The organism is Rhodothalassium salexigens DSM 2132 (assembly GCF_004341375.1).
Taxonomy (GTDB): Bacteria; Pseudomonadota; Alphaproteobacteria; order Sphingomonadales; family Rhodothalassiaceae; genus Rhodothalassium; species Rhodothalassium salexigens.
This window is the reverse complement of sequence record NZ_SLXO01000005.1, coordinates 25140-48468: the sequence shown is the minus strand read 5'-3', so window position 1 is coordinate 48468 and position 23329 is coordinate 25140. Positions and strand designations below refer to the sequence as shown.

The 23329-nt window shown below is 69.0% G+C and carries 20 protein-coding genes; 5 read left to right on the top strand and 15 right to left on the bottom strand.

Going from position 1 to position 23329, the window contains the following annotated elements:
- Positions 1-176 precede the first annotated feature (176 nt).
- From atpC to EV659_RS14680, 15 genes are all read right to left on the bottom strand, one after another.
- Positions 177-590 (bottom strand): ATP synthase F1 subunit epsilon, encoded by a 414-nt coding sequence (atpC, locus tag EV659_RS08005; protein ID WP_132708358.1) that lies wholly within the window; start codon positions 588-590, stop codon positions 177-179.
- A gap of 128 nt (positions 591-718) precedes the next feature.
- Positions 719-2143: a F0F1 ATP synthase subunit beta gene (gene atpD, locus EV659_RS08000; protein WP_132708357.1), complete on the bottom strand. Its 1425-nt coding sequence runs from the start codon at positions 2141-2143 to the stop codon at positions 719-721.
- Positions 2144-2201: 58 nt separating this feature from the next.
- A complete protein-coding gene (locus tag EV659_RS07995; RefSeq protein ID WP_132708356.1) occupies positions 2202-3089 on the bottom strand; it encodes a F0F1 ATP synthase subunit gamma in 888 nt (295 codons plus the stop codon).
- Positions 3090-3101: 12 nt separating this feature from the next.
- On the bottom strand, positions 3102-4631 hold the full coding sequence (gene atpA / locus EV659_RS07990) for a F0F1 ATP synthase subunit alpha (protein ID WP_132708355.1): 1530 nt from the start codon (positions 4629-4631) through the stop codon (positions 3102-3104).
- Between the two features lie 3 nt (positions 4632-4634).
- Positions 4635-5192 carry a F0F1 ATP synthase subunit delta gene (locus tag EV659_RS07985; protein ID WP_132708354.1) on the bottom strand — a complete coding sequence of 186 codons (558 nt, stop codon included), beginning with the start codon at positions 5190-5192 and terminating at the stop codon, positions 4635-4637.
- Positions 5193-5500: 308 nt separating this feature from the next.
- Complete coding sequence (locus tag EV659_RS07980) at positions 5501-7192, bottom strand: AMP-binding protein (RefSeq protein WP_132708353.1); 1692 nt, start codon at positions 7190-7192, stop codon at positions 5501-5503.
- Positions 7193-7278: 86 nt separating this feature from the next.
- Positions 7279-9516 carry a primosomal protein N' gene (locus EV659_RS07975; RefSeq protein WP_132708352.1) on the bottom strand — a complete coding sequence of 746 codons (2238 nt, stop codon included), beginning with the start codon at positions 9514-9516 and terminating at the stop codon, positions 7279-7281.
- Between the two features lie 156 nt (positions 9517-9672).
- Positions 9673-10170, bottom strand: coding sequence for a PaaI family thioesterase (locus EV659_RS07970; protein ID WP_132708351.1), 498 nt, complete (start codon positions 10168-10170; stop codon positions 9673-9675).
- The gene (locus EV659_RS07965) at positions 10163-10636 is read right to left on the bottom strand and encodes a PaaI family thioesterase (RefSeq protein WP_132708350.1); all 474 of its coding nucleotides are present in this window, start codon (positions 10634-10636) and stop codon (positions 10163-10165) included. Before EV659_RS07965 ends, EV659_RS07970 begins: the two co-directional genes overlap by 8 nt.
- Before the next feature lie 95 nt (positions 10637-10731).
- Positions 10732-11175 carry a SufE family protein gene (locus EV659_RS07960; protein ID WP_200288080.1) on the bottom strand — a complete coding sequence of 148 codons (444 nt, stop codon included), beginning with the start codon at positions 11173-11175 and terminating at the stop codon, positions 10732-10734.
- Between the two features lie 140 nt (positions 11176-11315).
- Entirely contained in the window at positions 11316-14639 is a 3324-nt protein-coding gene (locus EV659_RS07955; RefSeq protein ID WP_132708349.1) for a TonB-dependent receptor domain-containing protein, read from the bottom strand.
- Positions 14640-14872: 233 nt separating this feature from the next.
- Positions 14873-15256, bottom strand: coding sequence for an envelope stress response membrane protein PspC (gene pspC, locus EV659_RS07950; RefSeq protein WP_132708348.1), 384 nt, complete (start codon positions 15254-15256; stop codon positions 14873-14875).
- Entirely contained in the window at positions 15243-15482 is a 240-nt protein-coding gene (pspB, locus tag EV659_RS07945) for an envelope stress response membrane protein PspB (RefSeq protein ID WP_200288078.1), read from the bottom strand. Before pspB ends, pspC begins: the two co-directional genes overlap by 14 nt.
- 3 nt (positions 15483-15485) lie before the next feature.
- Positions 15486-16199 carry a phage shock protein PspA gene (gene pspA, locus EV659_RS07940; protein ID WP_132708347.1) on the bottom strand — a complete coding sequence of 238 codons (714 nt, stop codon included), beginning with the start codon at positions 16197-16199 and terminating at the stop codon, positions 15486-15488.
- 178 nt (positions 16200-16377) lie between these two features.
- Positions 16378-16554, bottom strand: coding sequence for a hypothetical protein (locus EV659_RS14680; protein WP_165878791.1), 177 nt, complete (start codon positions 16552-16554; stop codon positions 16378-16380).
- Between the two features lie 228 nt (positions 16555-16782).
- Here EV659_RS14680 and pspF point away from each other — a divergent pair, with 228 nt between their 5' ends.
- From pspF to EV659_RS07915, 5 genes are all read left to right on the top strand, one after another.
- Positions 16783-17925 (top strand): phage shock protein operon transcriptional activator, encoded by a 1143-nt coding sequence (gene pspF / locus EV659_RS07935; RefSeq protein ID WP_132708346.1) that lies wholly within the window; start codon positions 16783-16785, stop codon positions 17923-17925.
- Positions 17926-17983: 58 nt separating this feature from the next.
- Entirely contained in the window at positions 17984-18391 is a 408-nt protein-coding gene (locus EV659_RS07930) for a hypothetical protein (RefSeq protein WP_132708345.1), read from the top strand.
- Between the two features lie 64 nt (positions 18392-18455).
- Positions 18456-20135, top strand: a complete 1680-nt coding sequence (locus EV659_RS07925) for an amidohydrolase (RefSeq protein WP_132708344.1) — start codon at positions 18456-18458, stop codon at positions 20133-20135.
- Between the two features lie 98 nt (positions 20136-20233).
- A complete protein-coding gene (locus EV659_RS07920; RefSeq protein ID WP_132708343.1) occupies positions 20234-20941 on the top strand; it encodes an ABC transporter ATP-binding protein in 708 nt (235 codons plus the stop codon).
- 6 nt (positions 20942-20947) lie between these two features.
- A complete protein-coding gene (locus tag EV659_RS07915; RefSeq protein WP_132708342.1) occupies positions 20948-23329 on the top strand; it encodes an ABC transporter permease in 2382 nt (793 codons plus the stop codon).

The following is a 23329-nucleotide window of genomic DNA, read 5'->3' as shown; positions in this document are numbered from 1 at the left end:
CGGCCCTTAGCTTGAAGGTCGGGGCTTGAAGGCCGGGGGGCTTGAAGGCTGGTGGACGAGGCGCGCCGGCCGCCGGCGCGGGGGCGCAGGCCGCCGACACAAAGGGCCGCCGACACAAAAACGGCCGGTGCGTGGGGCACCGGCCGGTCGAACCTGTCGCTGGGGCGTGCGCCGGGTCAGGCGGTGCCGGCGGCCGCCGCCTTGAGCGCCTCGCGCCAGGCGATTTCGCTTTCGGCGCGGTCGCGGTCGAAGTCGGTGTCGGCGTTGGCCAGATCGTCGCGCGCGCGCAGCAATTCGCGGTCCAGCTCGGCCATGTCCACCTGCGCGGGGTCGACCGCGTCTTCGGCGAGCACGATCAGCCCTTCGGCGCGCACATCGGCCAGACCGCCGCGCACGAACAACCGCTCAGGGGCGGCGCCGTCGCGCTCATAGACCTCGATGACGCCGGGGCGGATGGTCGAGATCGCCGGCGCGTGGCCGGGCAGGACGCCGAAATCGCCTTCCATGCCGGGGATGACCACCATGGCGACGGCCTTGTCGACCATCAGACGCTCGGGGCTGACCAGTTCGAATTGCACGGTATCGGCCATGATGCGATCGCTGCCTTTTGTGGAGTGCTGGGGGCCGTCGCGCGGCGCGGCGGCCGGGTCTTGGGGTCACATGCGGGCGGCCGGGGCCTGGGTCGGCCGGGCCGCCCGCGGGGCTTAATGCCGGACGGTCAGGCCGCCTCGGCCGCCATCTTCTCGGCCTTGGCCACCGCTTCCTCGATGGTGCCGACCATGTAGAAGGCGGCTTCGGGCAGGTGGTCATAGTCGCCGTTCACCAGCCCTTCGAAGCTGCGCACGGTGTCTTCGAGCTTGACATACTGGCCGGGGAAGCCGGTGAACACCTCGGCGACGTGGAACGGCTGGCTGAAGAAGCGCTCGATCTTGCGCGCCCGCGCCACCGTCAGCTTGTCCTCTTCCGACAGCTCGTCCATGCCCAGGATCGCGATGATGTCCTGCAGCGACTTGTACTTCTGCAGGATCTCCTGGACCCGGCGGGCGACGTTATAGTGCCGCTCGCCGACCACGGCGGGTTCCAGAATCCGGCTGGTGGAGTCGAGCGGGTCGACGGCCGGATAGATGCCCTTTTCCGAAATCGCCCGGTTGAGCACCGTGGTGGCGTCGAGGTGGGCGAACGAGGCCGCCGGCGCGGGGTCGGTCAAGTCGTCGGCCGGCACATAAATGGCCTGCACGGACGTGATCGAGCCCTTGGTGGTCGAGGTGATGCGTTCCTGCAGCGCGCCCATGTCGGTGGCCAGCGTCGGCTGATAGCCCACCGCCGACGGAATCCGGCCGAGCAGCGCCGACACTTCCGCACCCGCCTGGGTGAAGCGGAAGATGTTGTCGACGAAGAACAGCACGTCCTGGCCTTCCTGGTCGCGGAAATATTCCGCCAGCGTCAGGCCGGTCAGGCCGACACGCGCCCGGGCGCCCGGCGGTTCGTTCATCTGGCCGTAGACCAGCGCCGCCTTCGACTCGCCGTCGGGCTGGATAACGCCCGAATCGATCATTTCGTGGTAAAGGTCGTTGCCCTCACGGGTCCGCTCGCCGACGCCAGCGAACACCGAATAGCCGCCATGGCCCTTGGCCACGTTGTTGATCAACTCCTGGATGAGCACGGTCTTGCCCACGCCGGCGCCGCCGAACAGGCCGATCTTGCCGCCCTTGGCGTAAGGGGCCAACAGGTCGACCACCTTGATGCCGGTTTCCAGCACCTCTTCCTCGGTCGACTGGTCGATGAATTCGGGCGCTTCGCGGTGGATCGGCGCGCGCGCCTTGGTCGTGACCGGGCCGCGTTCGTCGATCGGCTCGCCGGTCACGTCCAGAATCCGGCCGAGGGTTTCCGGGCCCACGGGCACCGAAATCGGCTCGCCGGTGTCGGTCACGTCCTGACCGCGGGTCAGGCCGTCGGTGCCGGCCATGGCGATGCAGCGGACGGTGTTTTCGCCCAGGTGCTGGGCCACTTCCAGCGTCAGCCGCTCGCCATTGTTGTCGGTGTGCAGGGCGGTCAGGATGTCGGGCAGATTGTCGTCGAACTGCACGTCCACGACGGCCCCGATGACCTGCAAAATGCGGCCCACATTGTTGGTTTGTGCCATCTTTGCCTCTTTCCGTTTAAGCGGCGGCTCAATGTTGCAAACGGTCCGATCCGACGGATCAGACCGCATCCGCGCCCGAGATGATCTCGATCAGTTCCTTGGTAATCACCGCTTGGCGGGTCCGGTTGTATTCCAGCGTCAGCTGGTCGACCATGTCCGTGGCGTTGCGGGTCGCGTTGTCCATGGCGGTCATCCGCGCGCCCTGTTCCGACGCGGCGTTTTCCAGCAGCGCGCGGAAGATCTGCACGACCACGTTGCGCGGCAGGATATCGGCCAGGATCGCGGTTTCGTCGGGCTCGTACTCGTAGACCGCGCCGCCCATGGTGTCCTCGGCCGCCGCGTCCGCCTCGGGCAGCGGCGTCGGGATCAACTGCTGCTCGGTGGGCTCCTGGGAGATCACCGACCGGAAGCGGGCATAGAACAGCGTCGCGACGTCGAACTGGTGCTCGTCGAACATCTTGAGCACCCGGTCGCCGATCGCGCGGGCGTTCTCATAGCCCACATTGCGCACGCCCGACAGTTCGATCAGGTCGACGATGTCGGCGGCATAGAGCCGCTTGAGGATGATGTACCCCTTGCGGCCCACGCACAGGATCTTGACCGTCCGGCCCTCGGCCTTCAGCCGGTCGATCCGGCGCCGGGCGGCCTTGACGATATTGGCGTTCAGGCCGCCGCACAGGCCGCGTTCGCTGGACGCCACGATGACCAGATGGGTCTGGTCGGTGCCGCGCCCGACCAACAGCTCGGGCGCGCCTTCCTGATCCTTGACCGACCGGCCCAGATTGGAGAGCACCTTTTCCATGCGCTCGGCATAGGGGCGGGCGTTCTCCGCGGCGGCCTGGGCGCGCCGCAGCTTGGACGCCGCGACCATCTTCATGGCCGAGGTGATCTTGCGCGTCGACTTGACGCTCGCGATCCGGTTGCGGAATTCCTTCAAGCTCGCCATGGCGCCGGCCCCTTACCCGAAGGCCTTGGTGAACTCGCTCACCACGGTTTCGATCTTCTGGTTGAGCTCGTCGCTGAGCTTGCCCTGGCTTTCGATCTGGTCGAGCAGGTCCTGGTGCTGCGAGCGCAGATGGGTCAGCAACTGCTCTTCGTAGCGGGTCACGTCCTTGGCGGCGACGCCGTCCAGATGGCCCTTGGTGCCGGCATAGATCACCACCACCTGTTCGGCCATGGACAGCGGCGCGTATTGGCGCTGCTTCAACAGCTCGGTCAGCCGCTCGCCGCGCGCCAGCAGCTTCTGGGTCGCCGCATCGAGGTCCGAGCCGAACTGGGCGAACGCCGCCATTTCGCGGTACTGCGCCAGTTCCAGCTTCATCGACCCGGCAACCTTCTTCATCGCCTTGGTCTGCGCCGACGAGCCGACCCGGCTGACCGACAGGCCGACATTAATGGCCGGGCGGACGCCTTGGTAGAACAGGTCGGTTTCCAGGAAGATCTGACCGTCGGTGATCGAGATCACGTTGGTCGGGATATAGGCGGACACGTCGCCGGCCTGGGTCTCGATGATCGGCAACGCGGTCAGCGAGCCGCCGCCCTGGTCGTCGTTCATCTTGGCGGCGCGTTCCAGCAGACGGCTGTGCAGGTAGAACACGTCGCCGGGATAGGCTTCGCGCGCCGGCGGACGACGCAGCAACAGCGACATCTGACGATAGGCGACCGCCTGCTTGGACAGGTCGTCATAGCAGATCACCGCGTGCATGCCGTTGTCGCGGAAATACTCGCCCATGGCGCAGCCGGTGTAGGGCGCCAGGAATTGCAGCGGCGCGGGCTCGGACGCGGTGGCCGCCACGACGATCGAGTATTCAAGCGCGCCATTGTCTTCGAGCGCCTTGACCAGTTGCGCCACCGACGACCGCTTCTGGCCCACCGCCACATAGACGCAGTAGAGCTTCTTCGATTCGTCGTCGCCGCGGTTCAACTCCTTCTGGTTGATGAAGGTGTCGATGGCCACGGCGGTCTTGCCGGTCTGGCGGTCGCCGATGATCAATTCGCGCTGGCCGCGGCCCACGGGCACCAGGGCGTCGATCGCCTTGAGGCCGGTTTGCACCGGCTCGTCCACCGACTTGCGCGGGATGATGCCCGGCGCCTTAACGTCCACCAAGCGGCGGCCGTCGTCCTGGATCGGGCCCTTGCCGTCGATCGGGTTGCCGAGCGCGTCGACCACGCGGCCGAGCAGGCCCTTGCCCACCGGCACGTCGACGATCTGCTTGGTGCGCTTGACGGTGTCACCTTCCTTGATGCCCCGGTCGGCACCGAAGATCACCACGCCCACATTGTCGACTTCCAGGTTCAGCGCCATGCCTTTGACGCCGTTCGGGAATTCGACCAGTTCGCCGGCCTGGACATTGTCGAGGCCGAAAACCCGCGCGATCCCGTCGCCGACCGACAGCACCTCGCCGACCTCCGACACTTCGGCTTCCGATCCGAAATTGGCGATCTGGTCCTTCAGAACCTTGGAGATTTCCGCCGCACGGATATCCATGGATCAAACCCCTTTCATGGACAGCTCAAGACGGTTGAGCTTGGTTTTGAGGGAGCCGTCGATCAGCCGCGAGCCAACCTTGACCATCAGTCCGCCGATCAGCCCGGCGTCGACGGATTCCTGGATGGCGACATCGCGGCCCATGGCGGCCTTCAACTTGGACGTCAGCGCCTTGCGCTGGGTGTCGGTGAGCGGCTGGGCGGTGGTCACGTCGGCGGCGATTTCGCCCCGGTGATGGGCCAGCAGCTTGGCGAAGTCGTCAAGCGACTTGGCCAGCACGCCGAGGCGACCGTTGATCGCCAGCGTGCCGAGGAATTTCTTGGTGGTATCGCTCAGGCCGGCCTTGTCGGCGAGCGCGGTCAGGGCGCGGGCTTGCGTGCCGCGGCCGAGGCGCGGGCTGGCTACCAGACGGCGCAGGTCGGCGCTCTCGTCGAGCATGGAGCGCAGCGTGGCCATGTCCTTTTCGACCTTGGCCAGCGCCTTTTGCTCTTCGGCCAGGTCGAACAGGGCGCTGGCATAGCGGCCGGCGAGACCGGAAACGATGGACTGGGCAGCGGGCACGGCTCTTCCTTTTCGTTGGGCGGCGGCGTCGGCGGTGTGCGGCGCAACGTCGGCCGGGCGCCGACGACGACGCTGCCGGGCGGCTGGCGCGCCGAAGCCCGGCGAGCGCAATCGAACCTGCATCGCCAAGCGACGCCCGGCGATACGGTGCTGGGCTCTAGCATAGGGGGTGGTGGCGTGCAAGCGGGCCCGGGCGAGATTTTCGCCCACAATGCCGCCCTGCGTGGCGCCCCACCACCCACGGGGACGACCCCATGGGGCCGGCATATGGGGGCCGGGGGCGGGCGGCCGGTGACCGGGGGCGGTGGTCAGGCCGCCGGGCGCAGCGCCTGGTGGTGGCGGATTACCCGGCTTTGGTCCGCGCCGTGGCCGAGCAGCGCGGCGTAGGCGGTCTCGATGGGGCCGCGGCGCAGCTTCAGGGTCGGGGTCAACAGGCCGCTGGCCATGTCCCAAGGGCCGGGCACGATATGCAGCCGGGCCAGCCTTTCATGGGGTTCGAGCCGGTCGTTGACCGCCGCCAGCACCGTCTCCAGCAGTCGGTCGACCGCGTCGGCGGGGCGTTGGGCGGCGGCGTCGGTCAGGGTCGCCACCGCCTCGGGCTGCGGCAGGCCGGCCCCCAGCACGCACAGGTTTTCAAACAGCGTACACTCGGCCAGCTTGGCCTCGATGGGCACCGGCGAGACATATTTGGCCTTGGCGGTCTTGAACAGTTCCTTGCGCCGGCCGGTGACCCAGATATGGCCGTGGTCGTCCATCCGCGCCAGGTCGCCGGTCTTGAACCAGCCGTCGGCGGTGAAGCTTTCGGCGGTCAGGTCGGGCGCCTTGTAATAGCCGGGGAAGACGCCGGGGCCCTTCAATTCCAGCTCGTCGTCCGCGCCGAGCCGCGCGGCCATGCCGGGCAGCGGCGGGCCGACGCTGGTCAGGCGCTCGGGGTCGCCGTCGTCGACCGCCCCGGGCGCGAAGGCGGTGGCGACGCCGGCGGTCTCGGTCATGCCGAAGCCCTGCGCCACCGGCATGTCGAGGCGGTGGAAGAACGCCAGCAGCGCCGGCGGCGCGGGCGCGGCCCCGGTGCCGAAGAAACGCGCCCGGTCGAGCCCCAGGCCGGTCTTGATCTTGCGTTTGACCGCACCCGACAGGCCGGGGACGGCGAGCATCCGGCGCAGCCGCGCCTCGGGCACGCGGGCGAGGATCTGTTCCTGCAACTTGGCCCACAGCCGCGGCACGGTCAGAAACCGGGTCGGCCGGCAGGCGGCCAGGTCGCGCGCGAAGGTGTCCAGCGCCTCGACGAAGTAAAGCGTGGTGCCGGCATAAAGGCTCACCCCCTCGCCCAGCGACCGTTCGGCGATGTGCGCCAGCGGCAGGTGGCTCAACAGCCGCTCGCCCCCGGCCACCGCCACATGGGCGCGGGTGGTGTCGGCGGCGAAGGCCAGATTGCCGTGGCTCAGCATCACCCCCTTGGGCGTGCCGGTGCTGCCCGAGGTGTAGACCAGCGTCGCCAGCTCGTCGGGCGCGGTATCGGGATAGGCGTCGAGCGCGTCGGCGCCTAAGAGGTCGTCCCACGCCCACTCGGCCGTCGCGGTGGGGTAGGGCAGGGCGATGCGCGCGATGCCCGCCGGGATCGCGCCATGGGCGGTCGCCGGGTCGTCGAGCTTGCCAAGGAAGATCGCCTTCACCTCGGCATGGTCGAGCACATAGGCGATGGTCTCGGCCCCGGCGGTGGGATAGATCGGCACGCTGACCAGGCCGGCGGCGAGGATCGCCAGATCGGCCAGCACCCATTCCGCGCAGTTCTTGGACAGGATCGCCACCCGGTCGCCGGGCGCCAGGCCCAGCCGGCGCAGGCTGGCCGCCATCTGGCGGACCTGGGCGTCGGTGTCGGCCCAGCGATAGGTGCGTGTGCCCCCGGCGCGCGGCTGGACCAGATGCGGTCGGTCGTGTCGGGCGCGCGCCTGCGCGGCGAGCGCGGCCAGCGGCATCGCCGGCGCGATCGATGAAGCCATGATCCTTCCCCAAGATTATTTTGTTTCTTTTTTTAAGGTATCGCAGATCGGATTGGGCGACAAGCGCGTGCATCGCGCAACGGTGGTCACAGGAAGCTGATCGGGTCGATGTCCACCTTAAGCCGTACCTTGGGCGGCAGTTTCAGCGGCTCGATCCAGGCGCGCAGCAGCCGCTGGATCGACAGGTCGCGGCCGGTCTGGACCAGCAGCCGGTGGCGGTGGCGGCCGCGCAGGCGCGCCAGGGGGGCGGGCACCGGGCCATAGATCGCCGCGCCCTCGACGCGCGGGGCGGTGCGCGCCAACAGCCGCCCGGCCTCGACCACCCCGGCTAGGTCGGGGCCCTCGACCACCAGCCCGGCCAGGCGGCCGAACGGCGGCATGCCGGCGCGGGCGCGCGCCTCTTCCTCCAGGTCCATGAAGCGGTCCTTGTCGCCGGTGATCAGCGCCCGGGTCACCGGGTGGGCAGGGTCGTAGGTCTGTAGATAGACCGCGCCTTCGCGGTCGGCGCGGCCGGCGCGCCCGGCCACCTGGACCAGTTGCTGATAGGTGCGTTCGGCGGCGCGCAGGTCGCCGCCCTTGAGGCCCAGATCGGCGTCGACCACGCCGACCACGGTCAGGGCCGGGAAATGGTAGCCCTTGGTGATCAACTGGGTGCCGACGACGATGTCCACCTGGCTTGCCTCGATCCGGGCCACGACGCGCGCCGCGTCGTCGGGGCCGGTCAGGGTGTCGGAGGCCAGCACGACGGCGCGGGCACCGGGCCAGCGCTCGGCCACCTCGTCGCCGAGCCGCTCGACGCCGGGGCCGCAGGCGACCAACTCGCCCTCGGCGCCGCACTCGAAACAGCGGTCCGGGGTCGGCATCGAATGGCCGCAATGGTGGCATTCCAGCCGGCCGCGATAGCGGTGTTCGACCAGCCAGGCGGTGCAGTTGGGGCATTCGTAGCGCGCCCCGCACTGTCGGCACAGGGTCAGGGGCGCATAGCCCCGGCGGTTGAGGAACAGCAGCGACTGTTCGCCCCGGTCGAGCGCGCCGTCGATGGCAGCGACCAGGGCCGGCGCCAGCCAGCGCCCGGGCTTGGGCCCGTCGGTGCGCATGTCCACGGTCTCGACCGCCGGCAGCACCGCCGCCCCGTGGCGTTCGGTCAGCCGCAGGTGGGTATAGCGGCCCTGGCGCGCATTGACCCGGCTTTCCAGCGACGGCGTGGCCGAAGCCAGGATCACCGGCGTCTGCGCCAGGCTGGCGCGCATCACCGCCATGTCGCGGGCGTGGTAGAGCACGCCGTCTTCTTGTTTGAAGCTGGGATCGTGTTCCTCGTCGACGACGATCAGCTTGAGCCGGCGATAGGGCAGAAACAGCGCCGAGCGCGCGCCGACCACCACCCGCGCCCGGCCCTCGGCGACGCCGCGCCATGCCTGCCGGCGCGCCGCCGCCGTCAATCCCGAATGCCACTGGACCGGCGCGCAGCCGAAGCGCCTTGCGAAGCGGTCCAGCCATTGCAGGGTCAGCGCGATTTCGGGCAGCAGCACCGCCACCTGGGCGTCGGCATCGTCGGCGAGCGCGCGGGCGATGGCCTCGAAATAGACCTCGGTCTTGCCCGAGCCGGTGACCCCTTCGAGCAGGAACGCCTCGAACCCGCCGGCGGTCTGGCGCCGGGCGATGGCCTGGAAGGCGTCATGCTGTTCGGGGTTCAGCGCCGGGCCGGGCGTCGCCGGGTCGGGGCGCGCCAGCGGCGGGTCGCGGTCCAGGTCTTCGAGCGCCAGGGTGCCGGCGTCGACCAGCCCGCGCACCACGCCGTCGCTGACCCCGGCCTCGCGCGCCAGGTCGGCGGGCACCCGCGGCAGGCCGTCGGCCAGTCGGTCGAGCACCCGGCGCCGGGCGTCGGTCAGCCGGTCGGGGGCGGGGCCGGCGCGCACCACATGGGCGCGGGTCGGCGGCGGGCTGAGCCCGGCGGGGCAGCTCAACACCATGCGCAGCACCGCGCCCGCCGGGCTCAGCGTATAGTCGGCGGTGCGCTCGACCAGCCGGCACAGTTCGTCGCTCAGCGGCGGCAGGTCGAGCACCGCGTCGACCGGCTTGAGCTTGGCCGCCGGCGGGGGTGTGCCGCGCCGCCCGGCCCAGACCACGCCGACACGCGGCTGGCGGCCGAAGGTCACGCGCACCAGCGTACCGGGGGCGAGCGGCCGGTCGCTGGCATAGTCGAACGCCTGGTCGAACGGCAGCGGCAACAGCACGCCGACCCGGCCGTCATCGGGTCGGGCGGCCGCCGGGGCGTCGCCGACCTCGGTCTCGGGGGCGAACAGGGATGGGGTGGTGGCAACCATGGCCGCACCATGGCCGCCCGGCGGCGCCATGGGAAGGGGGCACGCAGCAAGAGGGCTGCGGCCGCCGCGCCGGCGGCGTGTCGGCCCGTGTGCCGGCCGTGTGCCGGCTGTGCGGGGGCTCTGGGGCCCCTCGTCGGGCGCGCGCTTGTGGCGGGGCTATTGCCGGGCCGACCGGGTGGGACTGGTGCTGCGCTCGGCGGTGGGGGCCGAGGGGATCAGGAAGTGCATCAGCCCGGCCGCGATGGCGTCTTCTTCGCGGTCCTGCCAGGCCTGGGCGCGCACATTGGCGATGCGCCGGCCCTGGCGTGCCACCCGGGCCTCGGCGAACACCGCCTTGGGCTCGCCGCCGCGCAGATATTCCACGGTCATGCCGATGGGCTTGGGCAGGCGCTCGGGCGGGCCGCCATTGTCGCGCGCGGTCTCGAACAGCCATTGCAGCGACGCCGACAGTTCCAACAGCCCGCCGACCACGCCGCCGTGCAGGCGCGGCGGTGCCGGGCTGCCGATCAGCGTCGGCGAGAACGGCAGGCTGAGCAGCAGCCGCGCGCCTTCGCGGCGCAGTCGCACGCCCAGAAACTCGGCATAGGGAATGCCGGTCAGCGGCCCTTCATAGGCCGGATCGGCGAGCACCGCGTCGACCAGCGCCTTATCCATGGGCCGGCTCCGTGCCTTGGCCGCCTGGACCCTGGGGGCCCGGCGGCGGGGTCGGTGCGCCGCCCTTGAGCGCGAAGGTGCCGGTCACATGGGCGATCGGGTCTTGCGGGTCGCCATGGTCGGCGGTGCCGCGCACGAAGGCGATATGGTGGGTCAGCTTGATCACCTCGGCGCGGCCATAGACGGTCTGGTGCGGGGTTGCCGGGCGCAGATAGTCGATGCGCAGGTCGAGCGTGGCGATCGGGCGGTAGGTCTTGAGGGCGGCGAACACCGCCGCACCCGACACCGTGTCCATCAGCGTGTAGATGATGCCGCCGGCCAGCACGCCGCTGTCGGCGAAGCCCACCAAATCTTCGCGATAGGCCAGCGACATCACCGCCCGGCCGTCGTCGACGGATTCGAAGGTGATGCCGGTGGCAGCCAGGTGAGGCACGGCGGCCATGCCCTGGCGGAAGGCTTCGTTCATAGGCGTCGGGGCTCCGGTTCGGTCGGCGCCCGGCAAGGGCTCGCAGGCGCCGGGCGGGGGCGGCTGGGGCACCGCCGATTGAGGGGCCGGCGCGCTCAGTTGGCCGGTTGGGCGGCGGCGGTGTCGTTGATGCGTTGGACCATGGCGAACAGGCCGTTGGCGCGCTGCGCCGACAGATGGCCTTCGAGGTCGAGCGCCTGGAACTGGTTGCGTGCGTCGGTGGCGCGGATCTCGGCGGCGCTGCGGCCGGAATAGATCAACAGCAACAGCGCGATCAGGCCCTTGACGATATGGGCGTCGGAGTCGCCGCGGATGTCGATGCGGTCGCCGTCGGTGCGGTCGAACAGCATCCACACCTGGCTTTGGCACCCGCGCACCTTGTGGGCGTCGTCATACGCGTCGTCGGGCAAGGCGGGCAGTTTGCGGCCCAAGTCGATGATGAAGCGATAGCGGTCTTCCCAGTCGTCCATCAAGTCGAAGGTTTCGACCACATCGTCCCAGCTCATGCCGTCCAGGGTGAACGGGGTCGTGTTCGTCATGCCATGCCTCCCACGCCGGTTTCCGGCTTCAGCATGTGGGCCAGCGGTGGCGCCGTGTCAATGTGGCGGGGCGCCGGCCTGGGGGCGACCGTCGGCCGGTGGCGCATCCCCGGGCCGACGGTCGCGACGGTCGGCACGCCTTAGAGCTGGAAATTCAGCCCGAGGTAGAATTGCCGGCCCATGAAACCCACGGGAAACGATACGTCCGAGATGATCGGCTTGGCATCGGCCAGATTGTTGATGCCGCCGGCAAGCCGCAGATTGTCGTTGATCGCATAGGTGGCCGACAGGTCGTGGCGCCATTTGGCCGTCGCCCAGCCATTGACGAAATTATCCACGGTTTCGATCTGCACGCGCGGTGTGGTCTGGACCACCCGTCCCACATAGCGCGATTGCAGATTGAGCGTCAGGCCGCGCCAGAACCAGCGTGTGTCGATGTTGAAGCTGTGCCGTGGTTGCCGGCCTTCGAAGAGTTGCTCGTTGACCTCATTGGGATCGTTGGGGTCCTCGAAGCGGTCGAGCTTGTCGGTATAGTTGCCGGCGACGCGCAATTGCAGGGCGCCATAGGGGGCGAGCGTGTCCCACAGGTCGCCGAGGCCGAATTCGTACTGCACCGCATAGTCGATGCCGCGGGTTTCCACCGCGACGAAGTTCAATTCCACGGTCCGGAAGCTTTGCAGGCCCAGGAAGGTGGGCGAGTTCGGGTCGCGGTCGCGATCGATCTGGCCGCAGAAGTCGTTGGGGAAGGCGGACAGGTCGTAGCAGGCGTTGAGGATTTCCTGGACGTTTGGGGCGTCGATCGCGTCCTCGATGCGAATGTTGTAGAAGTCCACCGTGGCGCTCAGCCCCGGCGCGAACCGCGGCTGGAACACCGCTCCGATCGTGTAGGTCTTGGCGGTTTCCTCGCGCAAATCCGGGTTGCCGCCGGCGAAGCCCGAGATGCGAGCGGTCAGCGGATCGGTGAAGCTGGTGGGGATCCCGTCGGCGGCGCAGTTCTGCGCCCGGAATTGGCTGCCGTCGTCCAGATTGTTGGCGTCGCAGGGGTCGATGGGCCGCGCGGTGGCGCCGGTCAACGGGCTGAACAACTCATTGATGTTCGGGGCGCGGATGGCGCGCGAATAGGTGCCCCGGACCTGCAGGTCGGCGATCGGTGCCCAGGTGCCGCCGGCGCTCCAGGTGGTGGTGCTGCCGACGGTGGAGTAGTCGGCGAAGCGCACCGCGGCATTGATGTCCAGCGATCTGGCGCCGGGCAGGTCGCGCAGGATCGGCGCGCTGATCTCGCCGAACGCTTCCCACACGTCGAACTTGCCGAACACGTCGACGAGCGTCACCCGCGGGTCGAAGGTGTCGCCGCGCTCTTCTTCCGCCGGAGCGTCGAACAGGCTCGATTCTTCGCGGTACTCGCCCCCCAGGGCGAAGCCCACGGGGCCGGCGGGCAGGGTGAACAGGTCGGCACTGTCGCCGCTCACAAAGCCCATGACCACCACCTGTTCGAGCGCCCGGGTGCGGGTCAGCGTGGTGGTGGCGAAGTCGATGGCCGCGTCGCTCGGCGCACCGATACCGAACAGGTTCATGGGCACGCAACTGCCGTCGGTCGGGTCGAAGGTGTTGAAGCCCTTGAATACACCGCTATCGGGCAGGAAGGCGGCGCCCGGTTCCACAGGGTTGCCCTCGGCGTCGGTTTCGATCGCCGAGCGGCACGCGACCTCGCCGGTGGCCGGATCGGTGACCGCGTCGATGGCGGCGTAGAAGCGATCCATGATGAGCGCGTTACCGTTGCGGGTGTCGGCGTCGGTGCGGCCGTAGTTGAACGACACTTCGTAGCTCAGGCTGGTGTCGGGGATCTGGCCTTCGAAGCCGGTGACGACGCGGATCGTGGTGCGCTCGGCCACATCGCGGTTGGGGCCGATGTCGGTCATGTCGCGGCCCAGGAAGACCAGCACATCCTCGGCGTCGAAGACGTCGGGATTGTCGGCGATCAAGGTGTCGATGGGGTCGCGCAGGCTGGCCGGGATGAACGGGTTGTCGTAGCGGATCGGGATCGAATCGAAGAAGCCGTTGACCCCGGGGCCGCTGGTCACTGCCTTGGTGTAGACGAACTTGGCCTCGCCGAACCAGGTAACCCCGTCGATCAGGTCGAAGCGGGCGCTGGCGTTGGCAATGATACGGTCCTGTTCGGGGATGACATCGTTGCCGTCGCGTCCGCCATTGGTGCCGTCGCCGCCGAATTGATTGATCCCGTCGGCCACCAAGCCGTCCTGGAACGGCCGGATGGCGCCGCCCGGGCTGTCGACGACGTGGCAGCCGGCAAACCCCGAAAAGCGCTGGTTGAGTGTGCCATTGACGGTCTCGAAGCAGTCTTCGATGCCATTGTTGTTGACGTCGAACACGACGCCGTCGGCGCCCAGGTCGAGGCCCAGCCCGGCGATGGTGTCGGGATCGGGAAAGAAACTCAGGAAGCCGCTGCCGAAAAAGTCGACGCCGATCAGGCCGCCATAGTTGGACACGCCGAAGCGGGGGAAGGTGCCGACAAATCGGTCCGGTGCCCCGTCGATCCGGCCGCACAGCGCGCTTTGGCCGCTGCCCAGCGTGCCGTCGCCGGCGCCGCAGAATCCGCCGATGCTCTGGCCGAGCAGGATCTGGTCGAGACCGAACTGGTCGATATCAGCCTGTTGAAGCCGCAAGGCCGGGTTCGGCCAGTCGGTGGCGATCCGGTCGCCGCGGGTGTGAAAGCGGTCGCCTTGTTGCACCGCCCGCTGGTTTTCGTAGGTCAGGCCGAAGGTGGCGTTGCCGCGATTGTCGGCGAAATTGCCGCCGACCAGCAGGTCCACATTGTAGATTTCGCCATCGCCATTGTCCGAAATGTTGAACTGGGCATCGGCGTTGAAGCCCTCGAAATCGTCCTTGAGGATGAAGTTGACCACCCCGGTGACGGCGTCGGCACCGTAGATCGACGACGCCCCGCCGGTCAGGACCTCGACCCGCTCCACCAGAGCCGAGGGGATGGTGTTGATGTCGACCGTGGCGCTGCCGGCGACACCCGCCACATGGCGGCGCCCGTCGACCAGTACCAGCGTGCGTTCGGTCCCCAGGCTTCGAAGGTTGGCGGTGGCGGCCCCCAATGTGCCGAACGCGCCCGATGTCTGGAGCGTGTTGCTGGATGACAGTAACGCCGGAATGTCGTTGATCACGTCGATGACATTCACGTCGCCCGACAGGTCGATGTCTTCGCTGCTCACCGACGACACCGGGTTTGGCAGCGTCAGGTTGGAACTGGGGATGCGCGAGCCGGTGACGACGATTTCTTCGATCGACGCGGTGTCCTGATCGCCGACCAGGGCGGCGCTGGCATCGGTTTCCTGTGCCAGGGCGGGATGCGCGGCGAGGACCAAGGGAAGACATAGGCCGATGGCGGCTTGAGGCTGCCACGTTCGCAGTCCGCTGCGCGACGAATGTGTGTTCATGGGCGTCCCTCCTATCGTTTGCCGAGCCGCTTTTCGCGACCTCGGCTAAACGATAGGAGTAAACCGGGCATGATTTGGCAAGAAAATCGCCGGTCAGGGCACTTTTATGACGGGTGTTGCGTTGCAGCAACAACTTCTTGGGATTGATTTACATAAAAAGGCCCGCCGATGCGTCGGCGGGCCTTCTGGTCGGGTCTGGGCGGGGTTCGAGGTTGGTCGGCGCGGTCCGGCCTTTAGCGTTCCAGGTCGCGCAGTTCGCGTTCCAGGCGATATTTCTTCGAGGTCAGGAAGCTCTCCAGGCGTTGCATGCGGCGGTCCACATCGCGGAACCGGCGCTTGAGCTCGGCCTTGGTGACGTCGGGCCGGTTGCGGGCGGTGCGCCAGAACTCGGCGTCGCCCTCGTCGCGGTAGAGGTCGCGCGGCCGTTCGTCGAGCAGGAAGCCTAACCCGAAGTAGAGCGGCACCACGGGGATGAACCACAACAGCGCGCAGATCACCGTCAGCAGTCGGACGACGCCGACCTTGACGCCCAGATAGTCCGAGAGGCCGGCGCACACGCCCATCACCGTCCCCTCGCGCGGGTCCTTGTAGAGCTTGTTGCGGCTATAGCGGGTCATGGCGGCGGCTCCTCCAGTCGGGCACTTCGTCGTCCAGGATGCGTTCCAGGCTGTCCAGGCGGCGTTCCATCTTTTCGGCTTCGCCGCGCAGGTCTTCGAGCGTCTGCTCGTCTTCGGCCGACAGGCCCTTCATGGCCTTCCACTTGGTGGAGTAGTGCAGGACCAAGCCCAGCATGGCCACCAACGAGCCGAAGACGATGAAGACGATAAAGATCTCTTCTCCCACGGGTTACTCTCCCTTGCCGCGGTCGCCCGACTTGTCGCCCGACCGCTCCCCGGAGCCCTGCTTCATGCGGGCCTTGAGTGCGGCCAATTCATCCTCGATGGCGCTTTCGGTTTCAAGGTCGGCGATCTCGTCGGCCAGGCCGCGGCCGTCGCGGCCCAGGTCCATGGCCTCGGCTTCGCCCTCCAGGCGGTCGAGCCGGCTGTCGAGCTTGTCGAAGCGCTCGAAGGCGTCGTCGATGCGCGTGTCATAGAGGCTCTGCTTGACCCGCTTGGCGTTGGTCGCCGTGGTGTGGCGCGCTTCGAGCGTCTGCTTCTTGGCCTTGGCCTCGCGCAGCTTGGTCTCCAGCTTGACGATGTCGTCCTCGTGCTTGGCCAGCGCGTCCTTGAGCTGCTCCACCTCGGCTTCCAGGCTGTCGGTCATCTCGGCGACCCGGGCCTTTTCCATCAGTGCACCGCGCGCCAGATCCTCGCGGCCCTTGGACAGGGCCAATTCGGCCTTGCGCTCCCAGTCGGTCTGGGCGTCGGCCATGCGCTTCAGGCGGCGCTGGGTGTCCTTCTGGTCGGCGATGGTGCGGGCGGCGGCGGCGCGCACCTCGACCAGCGTGTCTTCCATCTCCTGGATGACCATGCGGATCATCTTTTCGGGGTCTTCGGCACGGTCCAGGATGTGGGTGATGTTGGAATTGATGATGTCGGTCAGGCGGGAAAAGATACCCATCGCTGTGTGTCCTTCTCGTTAGGGTGCTCGGGTCTACTCTGTCGTGGCTCGGGCGCGGGGTTTCGGTCCGCTTATCATTCTGTCGGTGGTGTTGGTCTGTTGGGTCTCGGTCGTGTGGGGCGGGGCCGCTCGGTGGCAGGCCCCGGCCCGGGGGGGTGGGGGTGGGCGGAGCGCTGGCTCAGCCGCGGTCGCGCCGGGCGCGGTCGCGGCGCCGCGAGAAGGCCGAATAGGCGGCTGGCGCGGTGCGTTGCGGGCGCGTGCCCGGGCGGCCCAAAAGGCCGAGGATCTGGCTGCTTTCGCGGTCGAGCGCGTCGCTGGCTTCGATGGCGGTGGTCAGGCTGGTCAGGCGGTTCATGCTGGCTTCCTCGTTTCTTTGCTGTCGTGGCTCGGGTCTTTGTTCTGTCCGGGTGGCGACGTTGTGCCGTCCACGTCTGCCTTTAAGCAGGCTCTGTGCCAGTTTTGCGAATGGCCTGAAAAATCGCTTATTGGCAGGGGGTTAGGGGGCTTTTGAGGGGGCGTCATTGGTTTGTCGCGACTGGCATAAATTTCTGGTGTTTGGGGAAAAATACCATATCTTAGGGCCATGAGCAGGTCGGCGAACATGGTGGTCGGCGCCAGCGGGGCGTTTCTCGACCTGATGGACCAGGTCTCGGCGCTGGCGCCCTTGACCCGGCCGGTGCTGGTGATCGGCGAGCGCGGCACCGGCAAGGAGTTGATCGCCCAGCGGCTGCACTACCTGTCGCGCCGCTGGGAGGCGCCGCTGGTCACCCTCAATGCCGCTGCGATTCCCGAGACCCTGCTGGAATCGGAGTTGTTCGGGGTCGAGCCCGGGGCGTTCACCGGCGCCCAGCGCCGCCGCGCCGGCCGCTTCGAGGCCGCCGACGGCGGCACGCTGTTTCTCGACGAGATCGCCACCCTGTCGCTGGCCGCCCAGGAAAAGCTGTTGCGGGTGATCGAGTATGGCGAGATCGAGCGGCTCGGCGGGTCCGACACCATCGAGGTGGACGTGCGCCTGGTCGGTGCGACCAATGCCGACCTGCCGTCCTTGGCGCGCGCCGGCACGTTTCGCGCCGACCTGCTCGACCGGCTGGCGTTCGACGTGGTCACGGTGCCGGCGTTGCGCTACCGCCGCGAAGACATCCCCGAGTTGGCCAATCATTTCGCGCGCCGCATGGAAGTGGCCCTGGGCCGCGACGGTGTGCCCGAGATCGGGCCCGAGGCGATGGCGATGCTGATCGACTATCCCTGGCCCGGCAATGTCCGCGAGTTGAAGAATGTGGTCGAGCGCGCGGTCTATCGCGGCCGCGACGGCGTGCCGGTGGCGCCCGCCGACATCGTCTTCGATCCGTTCGACAGCCCCTATCGCCCAGCCCCCATGCCGCTGGCCGGCGCCGTGCCTGGCCATGGCGCCGGGGCGACGGGCGCGGTGCCGCCCGCCTCACCGCCGGGCCCGCAGGCCGCCGACCGGCCGTTTGCGCCGCCGGCACCGGCCGTGCCGCCCGCACCATCCGTGCCCAGCGCGGCGGGGGCGGGCCGGGGCGATGGGCCGGCGCTGCCCGACCCGCGCGCGCCGTTTGACCTCAAGGCCGCGATGGCCGACATTGAACGCGCCCTGGTGGCCGAGGCGTTCCAACGCTGCCGTCACCACCAGGGCGACACGGCGGCGCATCTGGGGCTCAGCTACGACCAGGTGCGTCACCTGTTGAAGAAACACGCCCTGATCTGAGCCGGCGCGTCGCGGGTGCTGCGCGGCGGGCAGGGCGGCAACCGTCCGCCGGAGATCCATGCCTCGATCGAAGCCCAGACCGCCCCTGCCGCCGCGCGCTTCGGCCGCCTGGCGGCCGTCGCAGCGCCAACCGGCGCGCGGCCGCAAACCGGGCCAGCCGCTGCGCCGGCTGGTGATCACGCTCGGCGCCTTGGCGCTGTTGCTGGTGGCGTGGCGTGCCCACCGCCGCTATGTGGGCGCCTCGCCTTACGAATTGGGGCAGTTCGCGCTCGGCGTGGGCGTGTTCATCGCCATCGCCATCGCCGGCGCTGCGCTGGCGGTGATCGTCTGGAAGCTCGGCGCGCGCTTGTTTCGCCGCCCGGGGCACAGCATTCTCGACCGCGTCGAAGATCGCGTCGAAGATCGTCTCGGGGGCCGTGTCGCGGACCGCGCGGGCGATGGCGAGGACGGCGCCGGGCACGGCTGACCATGCGCACCGATCCGCGATCTGACGCCAAGACACCACAATACTATCGGGCAGGGAGAGACCCATGGGACTGTCGCACCGCCTGGCCGGCGCCGCTTTGGCGCTGATGGCCGGGACAACCGCCACCGCCGCCGCGCAGGAGAGCGCCGACCTGATCATCCGGGGCGGGCCGATCTACACCGCCGACGACGCCCAGCCGCGCGCCGAGGCGCTGGCGGTGCGCGACGGCGTGCTGGTCCATGTGGGCCCGGCCGCCGGGCTCGCCGCGCTCACCGGCCCCGACACCCGGGTCATCGACCTGGACGGCGCCGCCGCCTATCCCGGCTTCGTCGACGGCCACGCCCACCTGCTGGGCATCGGCCAGCGCGAGATGACGCTCAACCTCGATGACGCCGCCTCGCTCGCCGCCATGGTCGACAAGGTCGCCGAGGCGGTCGCCGCCGCCGAGCCCGGCGCGGTGGTCTATGGCCGCGGCTGGATCGAGACCCACTGGCCCGAAGGCCGCTTCCCCACCGCCGCCGACCTGGACCCGATCGCGCCCGACAATCCGGTCTATCTGGTGCGCGCCGACGGCCATGCTGCGGTGGTCAATTCCGCCGCGCTGGCCGCCGTGGGCATCGACGCCCGGACCGTGGCGCCCGAGGGCGGCGAAATCCTGCGCGACGCGGCCGGCCGGCCCACCGGCATGCTGATCGACACCGCCATGGGGCTGGCCGGCGATCTGGCCCCGGCGATGACCGGCCCGGACACCGAACCCGGTCTGGTCAAGGCGGGCGAGGTCTACACCGCGCGCGGCTGGACCGGCATCCACAATATGTCGGTGGCCTATGACCGGGTGGCGCGGCTTGAACGCCTGTCGGACGCCGGCCGGTTGCGCCTGCGGGTCTACAACTCGGTCGACAAGCAGGACGCCGACCAGTTGTTCGACAGCGGCCCGCGCCGCTCGGCCAACGGCCTGGTGGTGACCCGCGCGGTCAAGCTCTACGCCGACGGCGCGCTCGGCTCGCGCGGTGCGCGCTTGCTCGCCCCCTATAGCGACCGGCCGGACACCCGGGGGCTGTTCCTCGACCGGCGCGACGATGTGATCGACCTGTTCACCCGGGGCCTGCGCGCCGGCATCCAGATGAACACCCACGCCATCGGCGACGCCGCCAACCGCGCCGTGCTCGACTGGTACGCCGAGGCGTTCAGCGCGGTGCCGCCCGAGGCGCGCGCGGTTGCTGTGCCGCGCTGGCGGATCGAGCACGCCCAGATCGTCGACCCCGCCGACATCCCGCGCTTCGCGGCGCTCGGCGTCATCCCGGCCATGCAGCCGAGCCACGCCATCGGCGACCTGCATTTCGCCGCCGACCGGCTCGGCCTCGACCGGCTGGCCGGCGCCTATGCCTGGGCGCGCTTCGTCGAAACCGGCGCGCCGGTGGTCGGCGGCTCCGACGCGCCGGTCGAGGCCGGCGAGCCGATGGTCGAGTTCTACGCCGCCGTGGCGCGCCGCGATCTGTCGGGCTTCCAGGGCGAGGGCTGGCACCCCGACCTGGCGGTCAGCCGCGACGTGGCGTTGAAGATGTTCACCCTGTGGCCGGCGCTCGGCGCGTTTCAGGAACAGCGGCTGGGCAGCCTGAGCGTGGGCAAGCGCGCCGACATCACCGTGTTCGACGCCGACATCATGACCGTGGCCGAGGACCGTTTGCCGCACGTCGAGGCGGTGATGACCATCGTCGACGGTCAGGTGGTCTGGCGCCGATAGCCATAACGCCGCCTGGGCCCCGCCGGCCGCTCCAGCCGCCTGACGCCTGTCATGGACTTTACCCGGTCCATGGGGATACTGGCCCCATGGACCGCGCCATGCCCGAGCCGATCTATCGAACCCGGGGCGTCACCAAGGTCTACGGGACCGGCCCCGCCGCCGTGCACGCGCTGCGCGGCGTCGACCTCGATGTGCCCGAGGGCGAACTCGTCGTCCTGCTCGGCGCCTCGGGCAGCGGTAAGTCCACCTTCCTCAACATCATCGGCGGGCTCGACCATCCGAGCAGCGGCCAGGTGTGGTTTCGCGGCCAGGATCTCGCCGCGCTCAGCGACGCCGACTTGACCCGCTACCGCCGGCGCAATGTGGGCTTCGTGTTCCAGTTCTACAATCTGATCCCCAGCCTGACCGCGCGCGAGAACGTGGCCCTGGTCACCGAGATCGCCGAGGCGCCCATGGACCCGGCCGAAGCCCTGGACCTGGTCGGCCTCGGCCAGCGTGTCGACCATTTCCCGGCCCAGATGTCGGGCGGCGAACAGCAGCGTGTGGCGATCGCCCGCGCCATCGCCAAGCGCCCCGACATCCTGCTGTGCGACGAACCCACCGGCGCGCTCGACAGCCAGACCGGCGTTGTGGTGCTGAAGGCCATCGAAACCGTGCAACGCGACCTGGGCACCACCACCATGGTGATCACCCACAATGCCGGCATCGCCGACATGGCACACCGGGTGCTGCGCTTCGTCGACGGACGCCTGGCCGGCGTCGAGGTCAACGAGACGCGCGTGGCGCCCGACCAATTGAGCTGGTAGGCGGCCATGGTCCCGCCCAGCCCGCTGGCCGCACTGGACCGGAAACTGGTGCGCGACCTGTTGCGCATGCGGGGTCAGTTGGCCGCCATCGCTATGGTCATGGCCACCGGGGTGACCGTGTTCGTCATGTTCACCGGCATGATGCGCTCGCTTGAGGTGACCCGGGCGGCGTTCTACGAGCGCACCCGCTTCGGTGATGTCTACGCCACGGTCAAGCGCGCGCCCGAGCATGTGGCGGCCCGGATCGCCGCCATCGACGGCGTGGCGGCGGTGGCGACACGCATCCGGTCGAGCGCGATCCTGGCCGTGCCCGGGTTCGATGAACCGGTCACCGCGGCGGTGCAATCGGTGCCCGACCGTGGCCGGCCGCCGCTCAACGATCTGGTGCTGCGCCAGGGCCGTTGGATCGAGCAGCGCCGCGCCGACGAGGTGTTGATCAGCGAGGCGTTCGCCGAGGCCCACAATCTGGTCCCCGGCGATCGGTTGAGCGCCACGTTGCACGGGGTGCACCAACGCCTGACCGTGGTCGGCGTGGTGTTGTCGCCGGACTATGTCTATGCCATCGCGCCCGGGCGGATCGTCCCCGACGACCGCCGCTTCGGCATCGTCTGGATGGCGCGGCGGCAGTTGGAGGCCGCCTACGATATGGACGGTGCGTTCAACGAACTGGTGGTGACCCTGCTGCGCGGCACCCGCCCCGCCGCGGTGATCGATGCCATGGATCGCACGCTCGACCGCTATGGCGGCACCGGTGCTTATGCCCGCGCCGACCATCCCTCCGACCAGTTCCTCGACGCCGAAATCGACCAGTTGCGCACCATCGTGCGTATCCTGCCGCCGATTTTCCTGGCTGTCTCGGCCTTCCTGGTCAATGTGGTGATCGCCCGGCTGGTGGCGCTGGAGCGCGGCACCATCGGCCTGTTGAAGGCGTTTGGTTACGCCAATCGGGTGGTCGCCGGGCATTATCTCAAGCTGGTCGGCCTGATCGTCGCGGTCGCCATCGCGCTCGGCTTCGGCCTCGGCACCTGGCTCGGGCGCCTGTTGGCCGAGCTCTATGTGGCGTTCTTCCGCTTTCCGGTGCTGTACTTCGAGGCCGGGGCGGGGGCCTATTGGATGGCGGCGCTGGTGGCCGCCGGCGCCGGCACGGTCGGGGCCGTCGGCGCGGTGCGCCGGGCCGCGGCGCTCACGCCGGCCGAGGCCATGCGCCCGCCGAGCCCGCTCGACTATTCCCAGGCGGGGGGGCGGGCGTTGGCGCGCTGGCGAGCGGTCGACGGCATCACCCGCATGGTGCTGCGCCACCTGTTGCGCCATCCCGGGCGCACCGGCCTGACCGTGCTGGGCATCGCCCTCGCCGGCGGGCTGTTGGCCGCCACCCGGGCCAATCTGGATTCCACCCAGGCGATGATCGAGGTGACCTTCGAGCAGGCCGAGGTGCAGGATGCGACGGTCACCTTTACCGATCCGATCGCCGCCGACGTGCTCTACGATCTCGCGCATTTGCCGGGCGTGCGCCGAGCCGAGCCGTTTCGCGTCGCGCCGGCGATCCTGACCGCCGGCCGCGAAGAGAAGCGCCAGGGCCTGGTCGGCGTGCGTCCGGGCACGGCGCTCAATCGGTTGATCGCCGCCGACGGCAGCATCGTCTCGCCGCCCGAGGACGGCGTACTGCTATCGCGCAGCCTGGGCGAAAGCCTCGGTCTGGCCCGCGGTGACCGGTTCCGCGCCCAGGTCACCGACGGCCACCAGCCGGTGCTCGACCTGCGCGTGGTCGGGTTGGTGGAGACCTATGTGGGCACGCCCGTCTATATGAATATCGCCACCCTCAACCGGGCGCTCGAAGAGGGGCCGGCGATCTCGGGCGCCTATCTGTCGGTGGACGCCGCCGAGACCGATGCGCTGTTCGCGGCGCTCAAGGCGATGCCGCGGGTCGCCGGGGTCGAGTTGAGCGGTGCGGCCTATGCGTCCTTCCGCGAGATTATGGATGAAAGCATCGGCGTCATGCTGAGCATCAATCTCCTGTTCGCGTCGGTGGTGATCTTCGGCGTGGTCTATAATGCCGCGCGTATCTCGCTGTCGGAGCGCCAGCGCGAGTTGGCGTCCATGCGCGTGCTCGGCTTCACCCGCGGCGAGGTCACCGCGGTGATGCTCGGTGAACTGGCGGTCATGGTGGTACTGGCGCTGCCGCTCGGCACCGCGTTCGGTGCCTTGCTGTCCTACTTTCTGACCCAGAGTTTCTCGCAAGACCTCTATACGATTCCGTTTGTGTGGCGGGTCGAGACGGCGGCGCGCGCGGCCTTGATCATGATCGCGGCGGCGACCTTGTCGGGGCTGGTGGTGTGGCGCCGGATCGCCCGGCTGGACATGATTGCGGTGTTGAAAACACGGGAGTAG

Excerpts from the sequence above, each read along its gene's own strand:
- EV659_RS07965 (WP_132708350.1), bottom strand. The coding sequence starts at position 10,636 with ATGAACGAAGCCTTCCGCCAGGGCATGGCCGCCGTGCCTCACCTGGCT.
- EV659_RS07925 (WP_132708344.1), top strand. The coding sequence starts at position 18,456 with ATGGGACTGTCGCACCGCCTGGCCGGCGCCGCTTTGGCGCTGATGGCC.
- atpA (WP_132708355.1), bottom strand. The coding sequence starts at position 4,631 with ATGGATATCCGTGCGGCGGAAATCTCCAAGGTTCTGAAGGACCAGATC.
- pspF (WP_132708346.1), top strand. The coding sequence starts at position 16,783 with ATGAGCAGGTCGGCGAACATGGTGGTCGGCGCCAGCGGGGCGTTTCTC.
- EV659_RS07995 (WP_132708356.1), bottom strand. The coding sequence starts at position 3,089 with ATGGCGAGCTTGAAGGAATTCCGCAACCGGATCGCGAGCGTCAAGTCG.
- EV659_RS07960 (WP_200288080.1), bottom strand. The coding sequence starts at position 11,175 with ATGACGAACACGACCCCGTTCACCCTGGACGGCATGAGCTGGGACGAT.
- EV659_RS07955 (WP_132708349.1), bottom strand. The coding sequence starts at position 14,639 with ATGAACACACATTCGTCGCGCAGCGGACTGCGAACGTGGCAGCCTCAA.
- pspC (WP_132708348.1), bottom strand. The coding sequence starts at position 15,256 with ATGACCCGCTATAGCCGCAACAAGCTCTACAAGGACCCGCGCGAGGGG.
- pspA (WP_132708347.1), bottom strand. The coding sequence starts at position 16,199 with ATGGGTATCTTTTCCCGCCTGACCGACATCATCAATTCCAACATCACC.
- EV659_RS07980 (WP_132708353.1), bottom strand. The coding sequence starts at position 7,192 with ATGGCTTCATCGATCGCGCCGGCGATGCCGCTGGCCGCGCTCGCCGCG.
- EV659_RS07920 (WP_132708343.1), top strand. The coding sequence starts at position 20,234 with ATGCCCGAGCCGATCTATCGAACCCGGGGCGTCACCAAGGTCTACGGG.
- EV659_RS07915 (WP_132708342.1), top strand. The coding sequence starts at position 20,948 with ATGGTCCCGCCCAGCCCGCTGGCCGCACTGGACCGGAAACTGGTGCGC.
- EV659_RS07930 (WP_132708345.1), top strand. The coding sequence starts at position 17,984 with ATGCCTCGATCGAAGCCCAGACCGCCCCTGCCGCCGCGCGCTTCGGCC.
- EV659_RS07975 (WP_132708352.1), bottom strand. The coding sequence starts at position 9,516 with ATGGTTGCCACCACCCCATCCCTGTTCGCCCCCGAGACCGAGGTCGGC.
- EV659_RS07970 (WP_132708351.1), bottom strand. The coding sequence starts at position 10,170 with ATGGATAAGGCGCTGGTCGACGCGGTGCTCGCCGATCCGGCCTATGAA.
- atpC (WP_132708358.1), bottom strand. The coding sequence starts at position 590 with ATGGCCGATACCGTGCAATTCGAACTGGTCAGCCCCGAGCGTCTGATG.
- atpD (WP_132708357.1), bottom strand. The coding sequence starts at position 2,143 with ATGGCACAAACCAACAATGTGGGCCGCATTTTGCAGGTCATCGGGGCC.
- EV659_RS14680 (WP_165878791.1), bottom strand. The coding sequence starts at position 16,554 with ATGAACCGCCTGACCAGCCTGACCACCGCCATCGAAGCCAGCGACGCG.